Here is a 20,357-nt window from a genome sequence, read left to right as displayed (position 1 = left end):
TGATCCACTCTCCCTTTTTGTTCTCGCCCCCGCCCTCACCACGGGGCTAGTTTTCTCCGGCAAATGGCGATTCGGATATTTCAAAGGCCAGATCCCCATCATCCGGCAGACTTTCCAGCCATGAATTGAGCCGGTTTTTTAACTCAGCTTTCGTCAGTCGATCACCTAATACAAAAGGTGCTGGCGGAGAGGCTGGAATGACACGGGTTTCCTCTTTCAGAAACTCATTGATTAATTCAACCATCCCAGGGGTCATGGTCATCGCGGTGGTTGATTCCCCAGTACTAATGAGTGCCAGCAGAGCACCAACCTGATCTTTATGGCTCCCGGTGGCCGTGGTAGCCGTCCGTAAATTCTGGCTGAGTTTTGGGCGATACTGCAGTATTAACCGCCGGTGATAATCAACCCCAGCCCGAACCAGGTGTTTCAGATCTTCGACCATTGAGGAAACAGGTGTGACAGACCCGACGCGAAACCCACATGAACAGGAAGGTTGAATCGCCAAAATATCCCGTACCGGAAGCATACAATGTGATTCACGAATCAGTTTGATCATTTCCTGCGCCAGGACCAAAAATCGAGGATTGGCGATGTTTAACTGGCTGACGAGTTCAAAGGTCCGCCACAGACGGCTTGCCAGAAACTCTTCCAGGGTTTCGAGGTTGACCAACTTCGTCATGGCATCTTCGTGTTTTGTGGCATACAGGGTGGTAAATTTCTCCTGAAAACTCCGAAACGTCGCCTCAAATCGTCGCCGTTTATCCTCGTCAAGCAGCCGGTGTGGATGATCAAAGAAGTGAGTCAACTCACGGCGATGGGCGTTGATTTCCTCGTTGTTGAGTTGAACTGCCGTCAGGGTATAGGTTTTTGCTCGAATGTAATAGGGCAGCCAGTTTAAGAACTCAACCAGCAGTTGAAACTCGTGCCTGGCCCGCTGAAAAATGGTCGGATTGGCTGAGAAAACTTCAACGATCCGTGCGAGCCCCATTTCCAGTGAGATTCGCTCGTGCAAAACAGCTTCTACCGCATTGGATGTTGTTTCAAAATAGCGCTTGCACGTGATGATCAGTTGCCAGGTTCGGGTGGTCATCATTTCGACCGGCAAGGAATTAAATCGCTCAGCCAGGTTCAGGTCTGACCAGCGCTGGTACCACCCAGCCAGCGCTTCACGGATCATTTTCCGCGCCTGAACCGCCGTCAGTTCTGGAAGATCCGGTCGCTCCGTCAATAACCGGCACCATTCAGTCAAAACCTCAGCGGAATAACTGATCGTGGCTGTCCGACGGACGGTGCCATATTGGCGAAAACTGACATCCTGGGTTAATTCAGCGGCACCAAACACCCGCAACCCCGAAACGTCAATCAGTTCAATCCGCCAGCCGGCAATCAGTGCCATCATAATCAATTGCTGGACCGGCTCCAGCAGCCCGTATGGCTCGCGGCGCAGAGTCTGGTAAATCACCTGAACCGGGATGGGGTCTCCGGAGGCACTGGCTTCAACCAGCCGCAAAACCTCACTGATAAATGGCTGACTCAGGGCTTCATCACGATCAACCGCAAGCTGATAGACCCCTTCCCGCTCCGTCACAATATGCAAGGGAGCGGCATAATTGAAGGCATATTCCTGAACCGCGGCATCCGTTGGATTCAAGCCTCCCATCAACCCCAGGACCAGGCGCCGGACTTCACGTTCGGTCAGCAGTGATCTAAAAACTGGATGAAGTGGGAATCGCTTATCAAGCGGGGTTTGAATCAACAGTCCAACAAAATCAACAAATCGCTTTTGGAGGGCTCCATCCGGCCAGAAACTTTTGGCCGGATACCGGTCCCCCGTGGCACTGACAAACATGCCCTGCTCGATATACAACTTTAAAAATAACTCGCGAACTTGGATTTCAAGGTACTGTAAGCGGTCAGCCGCCTCAATTCCCAAAACTTCCTCACCCCGTGTGTAAACGACCCACGCCTTTTTCAAAATATCGCACCCGGCGGCATCAAGCATCCCCGGCTTCCAAAATAATAAGCTGGGAATGAGCGGTACATTATCGGGAATTTCCGGGTAGATCGCCGGCAGCAGCGATACCTGCCAGTCCAATTCGCACCCTTCCTCGGCCCACTGATAGGTATAGGTTACTTTGACTTCAGTCGTAATCGCTTCCTGTAACCCAGATGGGGTTGTGGCAGTTGATTTGACATCGAACGCCTGAGCATCAACCGAGATGGCATCTGGCGTCAATCGCTCTTCGTGGCGCTCAATCTGAACCGGTTGGAGTATGGACAGCTCAACCGGCTGGTTGAAGACCACAACCCCTTTGCGATGGGTACCACGCCAGGCCCCAGCGACCTCTGTTCGTTGCTCAATCGCATTTGCCATCAATAAGGCATCCGCCGAAAAGGGCCATTCCTGAAAACAAATTCCGCCCAGGGTCACCAGCAAGGCACACAGGCGTGGGTCATCATAGGCAATTTCAGCGGCTGCCGCATTGAGCTTGGCTTCTGGGTCCAGCCGCTCGACGATGGTTATTTGATACTGCCGGGAAATCCCCTCTTCCTTGCCAATCAATTGTCCTTCAGCCAGATTTTCTAACTGCTGCAGGATGGCAAAGGTTTGGCGATAGGCGGCTTCTCGATCCGTACTCCGTTCTTCATATAACATGAGGGAATCGGTCAGATCATAAGCGTTCACCGTTCGACCTGATATGGACGATAACAAAATGCCCTTGAGAATCAATTTCGCTTTGAGCCGGTCGCCAAAGGCCAGCGTCGGAATCACAATACTGGCGAGAAAATCATAGACTTCCAACCCTCGCTGCAACAATGGATTGCGTCGCAGATCAAATTCAAACCGATCAAACAACTCGTCGAGGGAGATGAGCTGGAGCGGTCGCCGGCCAAGAGCACGCCCCGCCGCTGCGTTCATAAACCCAAACAGCGAAAAACTTTCACAGAACTGGCACATTGAGGGAGAGACATCGAGCACAACCGGATGAACCGGGTACATCTCGATAAACTCCTGCTCGCTCCATTTAAAATTTGGGAGTAGCCGCAATGCCTCACGGTATAATGCCTGCAGTTCAGACCGCTGGATGGGGTTTTTTCGAAACAATGCCTGATCGGCGATCCGGCGGAGACTCTCCAGAGAGAGGGCATCCACCTGGTAATCGGCGGTGAGTCTGGCAGCCGGACCGGATTGCGGATCAATAACATCACTGTCAAGTGCCAGCAGCACGACAATCGGCAGGTCACGGGCTTTCATCGCCAGCAATGACAACCAGCGATAGGTATTGGTAATCAGTTCGCGTTTTCCGGACCGAAAAATTTCCGAGACATCATCAATTGTCACCAGCAAGACCATGCCTGGAAACAACTTACTACAGATCAACTCACAGACTTGCCCATGTTCAATCGCCAGATACCACTGTGTATCATCAAACTCCATGGGGTTACCCGGCGAATGTCTGAGTGCTTCCCGGAGTGCAAGTCCAAAATCAAACGTGGTCGAACCACGTGGACCTGAGACCTGGACCACCACAAAACTGCTGCCTTCAAGCCGACGAACGGCATTCGAAACCTGGGGAACCTGCCCCACAAGTGCCCGGGCACGCGGTTTATAGGCCAGCGTTTGAATCAGCATCAACAGGTGGCTTTTCCCAACGCCACGAGGACCGGCAATAATGCGAATGGCGCCAGGCGTCCGGGGTGAGGCAATCGCTTCAAGATTGCGGGACACAAGCCGGCCTAATTCGCTGGTAAAGTGGTATGCTCGAACAACCCGCTCCCCCTCGGCCTCTCGAAAGTTGCTGATTTGGTCAAGTTGCTGAATATCGATGTAGGATTTGATGTTTTGCGGAGGCATAGATGGCTTGCGAATGTAGCACATCCCCCCACAGGGTGCAATTCTGGCAAGTGTTTGCCGAAATTAGATTAAAAGATTTTAATGCATCATTAACCCTGGTCTAATCTTGACTTTGCTAGAATGCTGTTTGTTGTCGGGAAGTGTCCAGTCCGAACTGACCACTCTCCAAATTCCATCAATGATTGATTTCTGGCTCACTTCGAGGAATTCAGCTTATGTTTTTGAAAGCCTCACGTCTCTTCTCGCTTCTGGTGATGTGTTTGCTCCTTGCCCCAGGCCTGAGCCTGCTGGCAGACACCAAATCCAAAAAACTTGATACCAAAGAAGATCCTGAAAAAATTGGGAAGCGCAATATCAATAAAGGCAGTATCCAATTTTATTCCATGGAAAAAGAAATGGCGATTGGCCAGCAACTGGCCGCCGACCTTGATCGCCAGTTAAAATTTGTCACCGACCCACTGGTTACGGAGTATGTCAATCGGGTCGGTCAAAATATTGTCCTGAATTCAGATTCAAAAGTTCCATTCACCATTAAGGTTATCGACTCTGACGAAGTCAATGCGTTTGCCCTCCCTGGCGGTTTTTTCTACGTCAATAAAGGTTTGATTCTGGCGGCTGAAAATGAATCGGAACTGGCCTGCGTCATGGCTCACGAAATTGCCCACGTTGCCGCCCGGCATTCAACCGAACAGGTTTCCAAAGGACAACTGCTTCAGTTTGGTGCGATCCCGCTGATTTTTTTAGGTGGACTCGGTGGTGTCCTGGCTCAAAATGGGGCGAACCTGCTGATTCCATTGACCTTTCTTAAATTCAGCCGAAATGCCGAATTTGAAGCCGACATGCTTGGCATCCAGTATGCCTGGGCCAGCGGGTATGACCCCAATAGCATGATGACTTTTTTTGATAAACTTCAGGCTCGTGAAAAAAACAAACCTGGCACGATGGCGAAGCTGTACTCAACCCACCCGGCCAACGGTGACCGGATTACACGCGTAAAAGATCTGATGTCGCGGTTCCCCGACAAGGGTGAGTACATCATGAACACATCTGAATTTAACCGGGTCAAAAGCCGACTGGGCGCCCTCTATGCCACCAATAACCGGCGACTCAATGGTGGCTCGGGGCAAGGCAGTGGCGCGCCGCAAAAGCCAACTTTAAAACGCCGTCCAACCACCGATCCCAACGCGCCAGTTGATCCCGATGCGACCGGAGATATTGATGACCAATCCCAGCCTCCGCAACCGTCTGATCGTCCAACGCTCAAGCGCAAACCACAAAATTCAGATCCTCCCCCAACTGACAGTTCCTCCTCCCAGTAGGCCCTCCAACGGGCTTCCTGTTCTACTCTCTCAAGCCTGCGGATTCCAATCCGCAGGCTTTTTTTATGGGGAGGGATAAATTCCTGATCGAAATTAAGCCATCACGGATTACCTGTAATCGGTTGAATTCCAGCCATGCCTCATTCTTCCGGCATCATCTCGACCACGTCATCATCCCAGTGTTCTGGGGAAATCGAACGTGATTTCCCTTTTGCCCCGGAATTGGATGGCCGGCTCAGGACCGTTCGAAGCGCCTGCCCGGTGTGTGATTTCTTGAGCCGGGCAATCTCTTCTGGCCGTCCTTCCCCAATCAGACGCCCCCCCATGGCCCCCCCTTCGGGACCAAGGTCAATAATCCAGTCGGCTGACTTAATTACATCCAAATTATGCTCAATTACGATTACAGTATTTCCATTATCCACCAAACGATGTAACACATACAGTAATTTACGCACATCTTCAAAGTGTAATCCCGTCGTTGGTTCATCTAAAATGTAGAGGGTTCGGCCAGTGGCGCGTCGGGATAACTCTTTGGCCAGTTTCATGCGTTGGGCTTCCCCGCCAGATAACATTGTGGCTGATTGTCCCAGTTTCAGGTACCCCAACCCCACTTCATTGAGGGTTTGCAATTTTTGCTTAATCGAGGGAATGGCGTTGAGAAGCTCCAGCGCATCCGAGATCGTGGTATTGAGCATATCGGCAATTGATAACCCTCGATACCTGACGGCCAGTGTTTCGCGGTTGTAGCGCGCCCCCTGACACACATCACACTGGACATACACATCGGGCAAAAAATTCATCTCAATTCGTTTTAACCCATCTCCTTGACATGCCTCACACCGACCACCTTTGACATTAAATGAGAAGCGTCCGACTTTATACCCACGCTCTCGGGCTTCAGGAAGACCAGAGTAGAGTTCGCGAATCATGGTGAACAATCCGGTATAGGTGGCCGGGTTTGATCGTGGCGTTCTCCCAATTGGCGATTGATCAATTTCAATCACCTTATCAATATGCTCAATTCCTTCAATACCAGTATGGCCACCTGGAACCGAAAGGCTCCCATAAATTTGTTTGGCCAGCCCGCGATATAAAATGTCACCCACCAAACTTGATTTCCCGGACCCAGAAACACCCGTGACCACGGTAAACACTCCGATTGGAAATCGGACATCCACTTTTTTCAGATTGTTATGCGTGGCACCGAGCACCGAAAGATGTTTCCCATTCACCAGTCGTCGGGTTGCGGGTACGGGGATTGAAAGTCGCCCAGAAAGAAATCCACCCGTAATGGATGCTGTGTTAGCTGAGATCCGATCCGGTGATCCAGCCGCAACGATTTCCCCTCCCTGCGAACCGGCGCCGGGTCCCAGGTCAACCACGAAATCAGCTCGCCGAATGGTTTCTTCGTCGTGTTCAACCACCAGCACGGTGTTCCCAAGGTCCCGTAACTGTTCTAATGACTCCAGGAGCCGGCTGGTATCCCGGGGATGGAGTCCAATGCTGGGCTCATCCAGAACGTACAAAACCCCTCGCAACAACGATCCAACCTGCGTGGCCAGGCGGATGCGTTGCCCTTCTCCACCTGACAGTGAAGCCGCCGGGCGGTCGAGCGATAAATATCCCAGCCCGACCTTATTTAAAAAGGAGAGGCGAGACCGGATTTCTTTGAGTAAGGGACCGGCTATTTTTTCTTCCCGAGAGGACACTCTCAAATGGTGAAACCATTCGGCGGCTTCAGAAATCGCGGTGCTGGTCAGGTCGGCAATTCCCCGGCTTCCAACCCGAACGGCCAGGGCTTCCGGTCGGAGGCGCTTTCCGTCACAATCGCTGCAGGTTCGGGGCAGGATCAGACTTTCCAATTCATTGCGTAACCGGTCAGTTCGGGCGTCATGAAACCGTTCCCGAAGCAGATTCACCACCCCATTCCAGACACTCCGATATTCATACCCGGCATACTCAAAAACAATCTTCTCTTTGAGTCCATTGAAAAACTGGTCTTTGATGGTCTGGGGCAACTCGGCATAGGTCAGTTTCGCCCCAACTTGGTGATGTCGAACCAGTGCCAGCAACCCTTCACGCAACTGGTTGGTGATATGTCCATCGGCCACCGCAAATTCAAGTTTTGGCAGCGGCTTTTTGGGATCCAAGACCAACCGGGCCGGATCAACTTCGGTGGTGACTCCCAAACCAGCACAGGTTTTACAGGCGCCGAATGAGCTATTGAAGGAAAATGACCGTGGTTCCAACACCGGCATATTGATCCCGCAGGTTGGACAAGCCATCTTTTGAGAATATAATTTCTCATCGCCATCCACCACCGCCACCATCACCACCCCATCGGTCATCGACACTGCCGTATGGATGGATTCCAGCAACCGTTTTTGGATTCCATCCTTGATCAAAATTCGATCAATCACAGCCTCAATGGTGTGGTTGCGACGTTTATCCAGTCGGATTTCTTCATCCAGAAACCGAAGTTCCCCATCAATTCGAGCCCGGGAAAAACCCGTTTTCTGCAGCTTTTCCAATTCTTTTTGAAATTCACCTTTGCGTCCACGAACCAACGGCGCCAAAATCATGACCCGCTCCCCAATCGGCAATTCCAAAATACTCTGGACAATTTGCTCGGCTGATTGGCGGGTAATCGGTTGCTCACATTCAGGACAATGGGGCGTCCCAATCGAGGAGTACAACAACCTCAAGTAATCATAAATTTCGGTGACCGTGCCCACCGTTGAACGAGGGTTGCGTCCGGTCGTTTTTTGATCAATTGAAATAGCAGGGCTCAGTCCTTCAATCGAATCGACATCAGGGTGTTCCAGTTGATCTAAAAACTGACGGGCATAGGCTGAAAGTGAATCAACATATCGCCGCTGCCCTTCGGCATAGATGGTATCAAATGCAAGTGATGATTTCCCTGAACCACTTAACCCCGTAATCACGGTGAGTGTATTGCGAGGGATTTCAAGATTAATATTTTTAAGGTTATGCTGTCGGGCACCACGAACCGTAATCCGGTCAATTGCCATGAAGGACTCCAGAATCAATCGAAAGGATGAAAAAAGACGGTTATTCTAGTCCTGAACTGGCTCTTGAGCAACAGCCACTGGCGTATGCCCCCAGATGTGTGTGCAAACTCACCAGTTAGCCATCTTTGCCAAGGATACTTCACCCATGATTTGCCCACGATGCAGGACATTGAATGCTGAATTCACTGATGTGTGCGTGGAATGTGGAAGTGGAATGGAAAAGCCTTTGCTACTCCCATCGCGAGGTGTGCCACTCGCGACGTGGAGGAAACCAAAAATTTCAACCGCTCCGCCGCTCGCTTCCTCCACGCGCCTGTCCCCGCTCACCTGTCCCTGGTGTCACCAGCCTTTCACCCTCTCCTGGGCCCGCTTTCTGACCTCCCCCTGGAGCCGCTATGACTGCCCTCAGTGCCTGGCAAAATTGAAATTGCGCGACAAAGGTCTGGCGGTGGGAATCCTTCGGGTGGGGCTGGTCGGGTTGGTGACGCTGCCGGTTGGAATTGGATTGATGAAGTTTTCGAACGGGGATATTCTGGTTTCCGGGATTGCGAGTTTACTCGTGTGTTGTGCAATCTGTGTTCCCTGTGACAAATATCTCAATCAACACTTTCGGGAACTGGCCCTCCTGAGCCCTCCACCCTCAATACCATCAAAAAAATAATTATCAGACCAATGCGGTATTTTATCCCACTTCAACCCCATTCATTTGACCCCGCGCTGACGCTGCTGGGTGGACAGGCTTTTCGCTGGCGCTATTTCCCCAATGACAATACCTATCGGGGTATCGTCAATGGACAGGTCTGGCGGCTTTCAGTCAGCTATGGAGGCATTCGAGTTCACCAGGATGCCCCCTCGCCAACCGGCACTCCCCCATTTCCGCTTCAGGTGTTTCATTATTTTGACCTTCGTCGCGACTACGCCAGTGCCCTGGCCACCCTCAATCAGGACCCGGTATTTTCCCAGGCCACCAGCGACATCACTGGACTCAAACTCCTCAACCAGAACTGGTTTGAGGTCATCGTGAGTTTTGTCATTTCCGCCAATAATCACATCAACCGCATTTCCAATATCGTGGACCGTCTGTGCAGTACCTATGGCACCCCGATTTCTGGTCAGTCAGTTGCCTTTGCATTTCCAACCCCGGAGCAACTGGCCGAGGCAGTGCCTGAGGTTCTGCGTGAAAAGTGTGGCACCGGGTACCGTGACCAGTATCTGATCGGGCTCGCCCGTCAAATCGCCAACCAGCCTTCCCAATGGCAACAGGCCGGCCAGTGTTCAACCGCTGAGTTACGAGAGCAACTCCTTGGTTTGCCTGGAGTCGGTCCCAAAGTTTCGGATTGCATTCTCTTATTTGGATATGGCCGGTGGGATGTCTTTCCAATTGATACCTGGATCAGACGCATCATGATTGACCTTTACTTCCCAGGCCAGTCACCGTCAGATCACATCGTGCGGCAGTTTGCCCTGGAGCAATTTGGACAACTCGCAGGACTGGCTCAACAATACCTTTTTGAAGCGGCACGCAACCAAAAATCCTCAACTTCGAGTTAACCGGCACTCAATTTCACTCTGGCTCCGCATAAGCGCCAGGATAAGGGAACAACGTCCGATCTGGACAAGGGGACACGAAGACAAGGAGACACGGAGACACATTCAATACTCTCATTCCTGCGGCTCCCAACCGGAGTCCGTTCAAGCCGACACACTCCGTGAAATTGTCTCCCTGTCTCCGCCTCTCTTCTTCTCCTTGTCTCAACCAGGCTCTCATTTCCTTCTCCTGGCGTTTATGCCCTGGCCCCGCCGGTCTTTTTTCTCATCAAACAGCCGTGACCCACCAGAAGACCGACCTTCACCAATCGCCTCAATCTTCTGCATTCGCACCGGCCTGATCAGGGGAAATCGTCCATTGTCGGCGCGCCGACATCCCCAGTTACGGCCTTGATTCGCTTCGATTGTCACCGTTTGAACGATTTACTTTTCACCCACCCACCGGTATGATGAAGGCTCATGTGGTACAAGATTCGTCGCCCAAAACTGCACCTTAATTCCAACCTCCTAACCCAAACGAGTTGAATCCCATGCAAGGTGACCTGACGACTATCTGCCTTCCAGACTTGCTGCGTTCGATTTATGTTGAACGACGGACCGGAGAATTGATCTTCTCTCAAGGTGAACAACGCAAGCAGATTTTTTTTGAACTTGGCAACATTGTCTTTTCCGCCAGCAACCAGGCCCAGGACCGCATCGGTGAAGTACTGCTTCGCCATGGACTGCTGTCCCCACAGGATTTTGACCGCGCGGTTGAAGAAACCAAAAGCGGCAAACGGTTTGGAAAAGCTCTGGTCGAAATGGGCATTATGGGTGAACGCGAACTCATTACGAATGTCACCTTTCAGGTCCTCGACATTATTTATTCCCTTTTTGCCTGGACCACTGGCAGTTACCAGTTTATTGAAGGTGAGAACCGGGTCGCCGATGAATTAAAACTCAAGCTCACCACGGCCAGCATTATTTTAGAAGGCGTTCGGCGGATTGAAGATTTTGACATCATCCGGCGCGGGCTTGGGGATATCAACCGGTTGGTGGCACCGTCCTCTTCGATGTTGCTCCGCATGCAAACGACGTCCCTCAAACCAGTCGAACGCAAGATCGTAGATCTGGTTACCAAACCAACCGACCTCTTGAAAATTCTGATTGCGACTGATTCTGCTCCGGAACTGACGTTAAAATCAATGTATGGACTTCTCTCAGCAGGGATCCTGGAACAAACCCAGGCGGCTGAACTTTCCCACCGAACTGGTAAATTTGCCGTGCCGGATGAAATCGCTTCCCAGCCAGCTCCTCCGCCACCAGCCGCCCCCCGCCCCCCCAGCCCCTCACCACCCGATTTCAGGGTTTTTCTTCAGGATCTGGACATGATCAAGGGCCGGATTGCGCAACATAACCCCTACATTATCCTGAATGTCTCTCCCGCAGGAAATCTCGATGACCTGAATCGAGCCTATTTTCAACTGGCTGAACGATTCCATCCGGATCGGTTTTTGCAGGCGCCGCGGGAATTACGAGTTGAAATTGACGGGATCTTTCGTCAAATCATTTATAGCTACGAAACCCTGAAAAACCGGATTCTGGCCGCCGCCATGCGACCTCCGACGACCTCATCATATTATGGCACGGCACCGTTGCCGCATCCTCAAAGTTATGGTACCCAGCCACTGGTCCAGCCCAATCCATTTCCGCAACCGACCCAACCGCTGAGCGGATATGGGACCGCGCCTCTGGCGCCCCCCCAACTGTCGTCCGGCCCTGGCTCTGGTTCAACGGGAAGCTATCCTGCATTTGGTTCAACCATGCCACTCCAACAGCCCACCGGAGCACTTTCGCAACCATCAAAACCACGAATGCCCCGCCCGGTCGCCTATGGCAGCGCGGCTCCCGCACCGCCACCGCCGGTTGAAGACCCGGCTGATCCAATGTCGTACGCCAATCGCGAAGGCGATAAATGGCCTGAAAATACCATGACCCGGCGTCCCCAGTGGACTGACCCGAGTAAATCAACCGTCAACATGGATGCAGCGGTGGCCGACCTGCTGGCCTATCTCGACGATCAAAAAGCTCCACTCTTTGTCGCTGATTCGTTATCAATTCTGTTCCGAACCGCCCCTCCGTTGTACATGAAACGTGAACGAGTCGCTGAAATTGTGGCCGGCTGGGCATTGCGCCGGGCCAGTTTATCCGGCAAACCAATCCATGAATTGATGCTGGCCGCCGTCAACAATATCAAACATGCTGAACAAGCCCGAGTCTTGACCCAGTTTGAAGGTCCCAAGTTTTACGAGGACTTTATTCGCGAGCTTTTGACCTACTGCCCGCCGGAAGAACACGAAATCTTTTATATTAAACTCGGTGGAATCAAAGAATTGTTGCGCAAATAAAGAGTGAGTAGCGAGTAGTGAGTGGCGAGTAGCACTACAATTAAAAATTTGAGATACCAGAGTCTGAAGGAGATGTTTGTTGTTTCAAATTTTGAAAAAATCAATTGCTCAATACCGGGTTTCAATTGATTGATTACTCGCTACTTCGCTACTCACTACTCGCTACTCACTACTCGCTACTTCGCTACTTCGCTACTCGCTACTTCACTCTCCTATGTCTTTTTCCTATTTTGATTGTCCTCACTGCCATCAGGCTGGTGTACATTGGTTTCAAAAATATCGCTCAGCGGATTATGGCAATGAAGTTGGGTTGGCAACCTGTCGGCAATGCCAGAGGAAATCCTACACCCCAGGCCGAAATATTCCACTTTCCTTTGGCTACCTCGGGACGTTTTTAGGGCTCGGTATCTATCTTTTGATCCCAGGGACCCAATCCCTTCGGGCGACAATCGCTGTTTCAATCATGATGGCCAGTGTTGTGGTGTGTGCCTATTTCCAGTTGAAGAAACCACTTGTGAAAAAAGAAACAGCGCCTCGAAAAAAGGAACAAAAGCGCCACCGTTGAAGTGTAACCGGGTGACGACATATTCCCTCCTTCCAATCATTTTTTTCCGAAGCATTTAGACAACTGGACAAAAGGTGGAGTAGTATGCAGCGTCAGCTAAAGCTATTCCACACATCAGCCCAAGTCACTTGAGGTTGCCTTGTAAAAGGCGGAATTTCTGAGCACTACACTGCTTTGAGAAAGTTGAAGATACACCATGCGACGATTTTCTTTTTTATTATCAGCCGCGCTTATCCTGTGCCTGATTGGCGGCGCAACTCCCACGACCACCTTTGGCCAAAGTGGCCGCGTTCACCGGCAAGAAACTGGTGACTCATCCCCCACTCCCAGGCGAAGTGGGTCGGTGGTGATTCCCTCGGGCACCATCCTTCGATTGTCACTTCAAACACCCATCAATACCAAAATGAACGAGGTCAACGATCCAGTTTCGGCAACACTGGAAGACTCGTTCTTCCTCAACGGCACGCTCCTGTTTGGGAAAGGGACTGAATTTCGAGGCTACGTTGCCCAAATCAGTCCGGCGAAAGTCGGTCAACGTCAGGCCACACTTCAAATCCAATTCAATGAAATCATCACCGACACCGGGACTCAACCGATTGCCTCAATGGTGATCGCGGTTGACGACTATGTGAATGAATCGCGCCGCAAAGCCGATGAAGACGGTGAAATTAACGGTGGACGCAGCGGGCGGCGAACCGTTGATAACACCCTGCGTGGCGGCGGCATCGGCTGGTTGGGAGCATCAACCGTTCTTTTAGCCGGCGGTGGCGGGGCAGCGGCGGCAGCAACACTTGGCGGGGGAGCACTTGCAGGTGTCCTGCTGACCAAGGGCAATGACCTCCGGCTGCAACCAGGTTCAACCCTCAAAATCCAATTCACGGAAGACGCACCGATCAACTTTTAGGACGAAAGATGCCTGGGCTTGGGGTGAAGACTTCGGGCTACGGCTGAAGACTTCGGCCCGTTTCCTTCACCTTGTCGCCCAACCGTCTCGGCACCAACTCATTTTTTGCACTCCAAAACGATACAAGGAATGTCTCAACGCTTGAATCACACCACCTCTCAGCCAGCCCCACCACAGATCGTCGCCACCCGTACTGAACTTCCCAACGGCCTTGTTATTCTGACCGAACAAATGACCTCGATCCGGTCGGTTACGCTTGGTATCTGGCTTCGGGCCGGATCCCGGCATGAACCGCCGCAACTCAATGGAATCACCCACTTTATTGAGCATTTGCTGTTTAAAGGCACGAAAAATCGCTCAACCCGTCAAATTGCCATTGAAAGCGATCATCTTGGCGGCGCCGTTGATGCCTTCACCATGCGCGAATGCACCGGGTTTCATATTCAAACCCTCGATCATCGGTTGGCTGAAGGCTTTGACCTGCTGGCGGATCTGGTTTTGAACCCGCTGTTTGATCCGGAAGAGCTGGAACGTGAACGCAACGTCATTCTTGAAGAAATGAAAATGGTGGAAGACACCCCGGATGAGCTGGTATTTGAAAAATTCACGGCCCGGTTTTGGGATGGCCATGGGTTGGGCCGCCCAATTGAAGGCACGGCTGAAACAGTGGAATCGTTCACCCGCGACGGGGTTCAGCAATATTTTGAAAAGATTTTCACACCCGCCAACTTTGTGATCACGGCAGCCGGAAACCTCGAACACGATCAGATTGTCGAGCTGGCAAACCGCTATTTTGGCTCGCTGCCAGCCGGAACCGCTCATTTGGATGAAGACCTTCCCCACCCAACCCTGTTTGTTGATGCCATCAATAAGCCCTATGAACAGGCTCATCTCATCCTGGGTGTCGTCGCCCCGCCGCTGCTTTCCACCTACCGATTCACGTGCAACCTGCTCTCAACCGTGCTGGGCGGCGGGCTCAGTTCGCGGTTGTTTCAACGCATTCGCGAAGAAGAAGGGTTGGCCTACACCGTTTATTCGGATGTCAACGCGGTACACGACGCCGGCTGCCTCAATATCTATGCCGCTGTCTCACCAGCCAATCTCCGGCGGACCATTGAACTGATCATGGCTGAAATTTCAGCCCTGGTTCGCGATGGAGTCAGCGATGAGGAACTCCAGCGGGCTCGCGAACAGTTGCTGACGGGAATCTTACTTGCCCTTGAATCAAGTGCCAGCCGCGCCGCCCACCTGGCACGCCAGGAAATTGTGTATCAAAAAGTCACCACGACCGAAGAGATTATTCAGGAAATCAAGGCCGTGACAGCCAGTGATGTCAAACATCTGGCCGAACATCTGTTTCAAACCGGTAAAATTGCCTGTCTCACCCTGGGACCGGGCCGAAAAGCTGTCATTCCCGCTAAACTTCTGAAAATTACCTCAAGTTGACGACCGAAGTTGTGAATTTTTTAGACTGACAAACCACGAAATACACGAGACACACAAAAATAAACCATTTCTTTTCAACAAAATACCAGGTCTATTTTCTGAAACCCGATTGAATCACATGATTGCGGGAATAACTTTGTGGTATTGATTGCACATCACCTTGAATCCACATCATTTTTCCCTCTATGCGATTTACTTCAATTGGCAGTGGCAGCAGCGGTAACTCGACGCTCATTATCTCCGGTACCACCCGGTTGCTGGTGGATGTCGGTTTATCAGCTCGTGAAACGGTCCGGCGACTCCGGGAAGTCGGACAGGAGCCCAGCCAGTTAACCGCCATCGTGATTACCCACGAACACGCCGACCACGTCGGCGGCATGCCGGTTCTGGCCAAACAAACCGGAGTTCCAGTCTACATTGCCCCGGCCACGCGAAGCGCATCGAACCTCAAAGAAAAAGACGAGAGCCAGATTTCCTGGGCGGAACCAATCAATTCCAGCGTGCCCTTTGAAATTGGAACGATTCGAGTGACACCCGTCAGTGTTCCCCACGATGCCGCCGACCCAATGATTTTCACCTTCGAAGCCGACGGTGTCAAAATTGCCGTGGTGACTGACCTTGGCTACATCCCACAACATGTCGCGCACCGATTGCGTGGCTGCCAGGCGCTCTTGCTCGAAGCCAACCACGATAGCGATATGCTCAAAATTGGGCCCTACCCCTGGGCACTGAAACAACGCATTGCCAGCCGGCGTGGGCACCTTTCAAACCACGAAATGGCCCGCTTTCTCAAAGAGGATTTCGATGGCCAGGCCGAATACATCATTCTGGCCCACTTGAGCGAGAGCAACAATCATCCGGAAATTGCCCGACTCTCGGCCCTCCAGGCCCTCCAACAACGGGAGCCGTTGTTTAGCTACGACTGGGAACACCGCGTCAAAATCGCCGAACAAAAAACCCCAATGCCCTGGATCGAACTTTAGGTAGGGCGGAAGAAAACGGGCTCCGGGCTGAAGACTCGCAGGCTCGGGGCTGAAGATTTCGGGTTTAATACCCTCAGCCCGTCTTCTTCAGCCCGTCTTCTTTAGCCCAAAGAGGTCTCGTCATTTATGCCCCAACGTTTTCTTGCACTCGTTCTGCTGGTAGTCATTGGAATCAGCGCGACGACGGCTTTTGGCAAGCCAGTTCAAACACCAAAGGATTCAAAACAGGACGATGATGTCGTTCGAATTTCGACCACGCTGGTTCAGGTAGATGCCGTGGTGACCGATAAGAAAGGCCGTGTGGTGCCGACGCTGAAGGCCGAAGATTTTGAATTGCTGGTTGACGGAAAACCGCAAACCATCTCCAATTTTGAATTTGTGGCAACCGAATCACTGACCACCAGCACGGAATCAATCACGGCAACACCCACCGGCCCGATACCCACTCAACCGCTCCCGGCAAATCAAACCCGCCGGACAATTGCCCTGGTGGTTGACGATTTGGGACTTTCCTTTGAGAGCTTTCCGCAAGTTCGTAAAAGCCTCAAAAAGTTTGTGAATGAACAAATGCGCCCCACCGATCTGGTGGCAATTTTGAGAACTGGCGCCGGCATTGGTGCGCTACAACGGTTTACCTCAGATCGCCGGCAACTGCAGGCAGCCATTGATAACCTGAGATGGAATGCAGTTGGTCGGGCCGGTCAAAGCGCCATTGCGGCCTTGAACGAATCCGCCGGGATCAACCGTGACCAGCCGAGTGTGCTGGATAAGGTTGGCGGTGGTTCGCAATCCACCAGCAGTAAAAATGATCCAACCCTGGTGAAAACTGATGTCGGGCAGGTCCGAACCGAAATTTTCGCGGCTGGCACACTTGGCGCCATTCGGCAAATTGTGCGCGGATTGGAAGACCTTCCTGGTCGAAAATCCATCATGTTGTTTTCAGATGGATTTCAAATTTTTGGGAGTGATCGGGACAATGGACGAATCGTCAATTTGCTCAGACGATTGACCGACCTGGCCAATCGAGCGTCAGTGGTGATTTATTCGATTGATACCCGTGGGTTACAAACCCTCAATATTACTGCCGCTGATTCCCCTGGTTCAGTCACTCCTGGCAAACTGGCGCAGGTGTTATCCCAACGTCAAGGAGATTATTGGAACGGACAGGAAGGACTTAATTTTCTGGCCCAGGAAACTGGCGGGCTCTTTCTGAAAAACACCAATGATTTTTCTCGAAGTGTCGAAACGGTTCTCAAGGATCAGGCTGGGTATTACTTGCTTGGGTTTATTCCCGACGAAGATCTCTTTCAAAATGGAAAATCTGACCTTTCCTTTCACAAGATTCAAGTTCGGGTCAAACAACCGGACGTGAAAGTCCGTTCTCGGAACGGCTTTTTCGGTGTGACTGATGAGCAGGTGGCCCAGTCTCAACCCAAAGCAGTCAATCCACTGCTGGAAGCGGTGCTTTCACCATTTGTCGCCAACAATATTCATGCCCGGCTCACCAGTATGTTTGGGAACGAACCAGAGACCGGTCCACACATTCGATCAATGCTGTTTGTTGATGCCAATGACTTGCAGTTTGTCGAACATACTGACAAGAAACGATTTAACGCCACGCTGGAAGTTCTCTCGGTCACGATTGGGGCTGAAGATAAAATCGTGGACCAGGCATTGCGCCAAATCACCATTGAACTGGATGAAAACGGTCTCAAACTCGCCAAAGAAAATGGGTTAGTCCAGAATGTCGTTTTACCGGTGAAAATCCCTGGTGCGTATCAGCTTCGAGTTGGTGTCCGGGATGCCAATTCATCCCAAATTGGATCGGTCAACCAGTTTGTCGAAGTCCCCAATCTCAAAAAGGGGATTTTTGCCCTGTCGGGAATCATGGCTGCGGGAGTGAAACCCACCGCAATCAATACCCCGCCTTCAGCAAACAGCCAACTGGCTCAGACTCAGCTTGAATGGAGCGCCCCGGAAGCCAGTCCGGCTGTTCGTCGAATTCAACGTGGGAATGTGGTGCAGTACGGGTATGACATTTTCAATCCTCAGCTTGATTCCCAAACCCGCCAGCCAAATCTTGAAATTCAGGTTACCCTGTTCCGCGATGGCCAGCTTGTCTTTCAGGGACAACCCCGTGCAATAGCGTTTCCTCCACAAACTGACTGGAAACAAATCCGAACTGGCGGGCAACTCCAGCTTGGCACGCAAATGGATCCGGGTCTGTATGTGCTCCAACTCACGGTAACCGATAAAGTGCGCACCAAAGAGGGCAAATCGGTTAGCCAATGGATTGATTTTGAAGTACTTGAGTAACCAGGGCTTCAAGCAGACCAGGTCGGAATTGGAATGCGGGTTTGTATATTCAACCCGCATTTTTCTTTTCAATGGTATCAACCTCAATACTCCTGAGGGCTTCAAATTTTTCCATTGAGAAAAGGTGGTTTTTCCAGTACGATGCGGGCTTCTTTACCAACTCCCAACAATTTTTTGTGATTCAAACTGGTACTGACAACCCCTGGTTTGAGAGCAGGTTTTGTGGGATTTCACCCCATATTCCCCACCGTTTACCTGCTACACCTTGCCCAGGTCATAAATCTTTTTTCTTTTACCCTCTGGAGGAAAATGATGGAGACCGCTGAAACTGATGCCTATCGTGAACGAGTTGCCACCACTCTGGTCGTGTGGGTTGGCTTGGGTCTCTTGATCTATAGCCAGTTTGCCTACACCATTGATCACACCTTTCTTTCCCCGACTGGCCACTGGCGCGCCAAACTAATTGACTACAAACAAGCCGACCACAAAATTGAAATAAAACTCGAAGACACCACTCATCGTCAGCCAGCCAAAGTGATTTACGCCGTTCACAACCTTCCTTCTTTTGCCAATGAGCGAATTTTGTGGTCCAAGGATGAAACCAAACTGCTGGTGGTCGGACGGGGATGTTCAACTCCCAGCGATTGCTCTCGACTCAAAACGGGTGAAGAGCTTTATTTGCTCTATGACATTCCAAACGGGACAACCCGCTGTAATCTGAATTCCAGCCATACCACATTTAACTATGCGGATGTGGCCCGGTATGAGTTTGTCCCGCCCTTGCCGGAAAATGGCAAATTGACGAAATGACTCAGGTGCGGGGTTGAGTTGCCCGCCAGCGGCGGCAAAGATCCACGGCTGCCGCATCCCAGGTTGGAAAGAGAAAGCGAAAACCGGATTCCTGGAGCTTGCCCGGTATCACCCGACGGCTTTTGAGAATCAGTTCGGTTTCGGTTCGCAGAAAAACAGCCCCGATTTCAAGCATCCATTTGCTGGCCGGTAGCCCCATCGGAATCCCCCAGGCTTTCCTCAATGTTCGCATAAATTCCGCATTTGGAATGGGGTTGGGGGACGAAAGATTAACTGGCCCTGACAAATGGTCTTGCTCGATAATCCAGTTGACCGCCCGAATAAAATCCTGATCGTGAATCCAGGAAACATATTGACGCCCATTTCCTGACTGCCCACCCAATCCACCCCGCGTCAGCCCAAGCAACACGTCAAAGACTCCTCCCCGATCCGGGCTCATCGTCATCGCTGACCGGAGCAACACTTTTCGGGTGTTTGGAATAAGTGCCTCTTCCGCTGCCTTTTCCCACATGGTTGCCACATCAATGCTAAACCGCCACGTTTCCGGCACACTGGGTTCCGTTCCCCCGATGACTCCAGTTGCCTCATCATGTGGAGCATCATACCGATGGGCATAAATTGTCGCCGTACTGGCTTGTAACCACACACGCGGCGGATTTTTGCATTGGGCAATTGCCTTCCCGATGACCTGGGTTGATTTGACTCGCGAATCAACGATTTGCCGTCGGTTTTCAGCCGTGTACCGGCAATTGACCGACCTGCCTGCCAGATTGATGACGACATCGGCGCCGTCAAGTTCTGAAGCCCACAACCCCAGGCTTTCGGCATCCCAGGTAATGACACGCCACACCGAAGGCTGCTGGGTTCGACTCAAAATGACAACTTCGTGGCCGGCAGCTTGAAAGGCTCGTGCCAGAACTGTTCCAACCTGTCCGGTTCCGCCTGGAATAACAATTTTCATATTTCCTCAAAACAAACCTGTTTGACTGCAAGCTGCAGACTACTTCAGACTACACTATTCAAAAAACCAGAACATCCGCCCAAGATAGTCAATAAAGGTTATTACGATTAAATCATAGGAACCCAGGGTGTGATCCGAACTCGAAAATTGTGAAGGGCGGCACAAACTTCCATCACCAGATCCCGAACCCCCTCGCCCTGTAACCGAATCTGTTCCTTGACAATCCGACA

The 20,357-nt window shown here is 51.5% G+C and carries 13 protein-coding genes; 10 read left to right on the top strand and 3 right to left on the bottom strand.

What is annotated here, in order from left to right; all coding sequences use genetic code 11:
* Positions 1–46: 46 nt before the first annotated feature.
* The gene (locus HY774_24020; protein MBI4751560.1) at positions 47–3,856 is read right to left on the bottom strand and encodes a hypothetical protein; all 3,810 of its coding nucleotides are present in this window, start codon (positions 3,854–3,856) and stop codon (positions 47–49) included.
* Positions 3,857–4,071: 215 nt separating this feature from the next.
* Between HY774_24020 and HY774_24015 the strand changes: the two genes are divergently transcribed.
* Positions 4,072–5,175, top strand: a complete 1,104-nt coding sequence (locus tag HY774_24015) for a M48 family metalloprotease (GenBank protein MBI4751559.1) — start codon at positions 4,072–4,074, stop codon at positions 5,173–5,175.
* A 140-nt stretch (positions 5,176–5,315) separates the two neighbouring features.
* Here the strand turns inward: HY774_24015 and uvrA are convergent, their stop codons facing one another.
* Positions 5,316–8,207: an excinuclease ABC subunit UvrA gene (gene uvrA, locus HY774_24010; GenBank protein ID MBI4751558.1), complete on the bottom strand. Its 2,892-nt coding sequence runs from the start codon at positions 8,205–8,207 to the stop codon at positions 5,316–5,318.
* Positions 8,208–8,421: 214 nt separating this feature from the next.
* On the opposite strand from uvrA, the gene HY774_24005 reads away from it, so the two are divergent.
* The 9 genes from HY774_24005 to HY774_23965 all read left to right on the top strand — a co-directional run bounded on the left by HY774_24005 (position 8,422) and on the right by HY774_23965 (position 19,166).
* Positions 8,422–8,868 carry a hypothetical protein gene (locus HY774_24005; GenBank protein MBI4751557.1) on the top strand — a complete coding sequence of 149 codons (447 nt, stop codon included), beginning with the start codon at positions 8,422–8,424 and terminating at the stop codon, positions 8,866–8,868.
* 11 nt (positions 8,869–8,879) lie between these two features.
* Positions 8,880–9,758 (top strand): 8-oxoguanine DNA glycosylase, encoded by an 879-nt coding sequence (locus tag HY774_24000; GenBank protein ID MBI4751556.1) that lies wholly within the window; start codon positions 8,880–8,882, stop codon positions 9,756–9,758.
* A 527-nt stretch (positions 9,759–10,285) separates the two neighbouring features.
* Positions 10,286–12,142: a DUF4388 domain-containing protein gene (locus HY774_23995; protein MBI4751555.1), complete on the top strand. Its 1,857-nt coding sequence runs from the start codon at positions 10,286–10,288 to the stop codon at positions 12,140–12,142.
* Between the two features lie 214 nt (positions 12,143–12,356).
* Positions 12,357–12,707, top strand: coding sequence for a hypothetical protein (locus HY774_23990; protein ID MBI4751554.1), 351 nt, complete (start codon positions 12,357–12,359; stop codon positions 12,705–12,707).
* Between the two features lie 196 nt (positions 12,708–12,903).
* Positions 12,904–13,611: a hypothetical protein gene (locus tag HY774_23985; GenBank protein MBI4751553.1), complete on the top strand. Its 708-nt coding sequence runs from the start codon at positions 12,904–12,906 to the stop codon at positions 13,609–13,611.
* 129 nt (positions 13,612–13,740) lie between these two features.
* On the top strand, positions 13,741–15,057 hold the full coding sequence (locus tag HY774_23980) for an insulinase family protein (GenBank protein MBI4751552.1): 1,317 nt from the start codon (positions 13,741–13,743) through the stop codon (positions 15,055–15,057).
* 185 nt (positions 15,058–15,242) lie between these two features.
* The gene (locus tag HY774_23975; GenBank protein ID MBI4751551.1) at positions 15,243–16,040 is read left to right on the top strand and encodes an MBL fold metallo-hydrolase; all 798 of its coding nucleotides are present in this window, start codon (positions 15,243–15,245) and stop codon (positions 16,038–16,040) included.
* 126 nt (positions 16,041–16,166) lie between these two features.
* Positions 16,167–18,356, top strand: coding sequence for a VWA domain-containing protein (locus HY774_23970; GenBank protein ID MBI4751550.1), 2,190 nt, complete (start codon positions 16,167–16,169; stop codon positions 18,354–18,356).
* Positions 18,357–18,665: 309 nt separating this feature from the next.
* Positions 18,666–19,166, top strand: a complete 501-nt coding sequence (locus HY774_23965) for a hypothetical protein (protein ID MBI4751549.1) — start codon at positions 18,666–18,668, stop codon at positions 19,164–19,166.
* 1 nt (position 19,167) lies between these two features.
* Here the strand turns inward: HY774_23965 and HY774_23960 are convergent, their stop codons facing one another.
* Entirely contained in the window at positions 19,168–20,127 is a 960-nt protein-coding gene (locus HY774_23960; protein ID MBI4751548.1) for a TIGR01777 family protein, read from the bottom strand.
* Between the last annotated feature and the right edge of the window lie 230 nt (positions 20,128–20,357).

It is taken from the genome of Acidobacteriota bacterium (assembly GCA_016208495.1).
In the GTDB taxonomy this organism is placed as follows: Bacteria; Acidobacteriota; Blastocatellia; order Chloracidobacteriales; family Chloracidobacteriaceae; genus JACQXX01.
The sequence above is the reverse complement of the archived record's forward strand: the minus strand, read 5'-3'. Positions and strand labels throughout refer to the sequence as shown.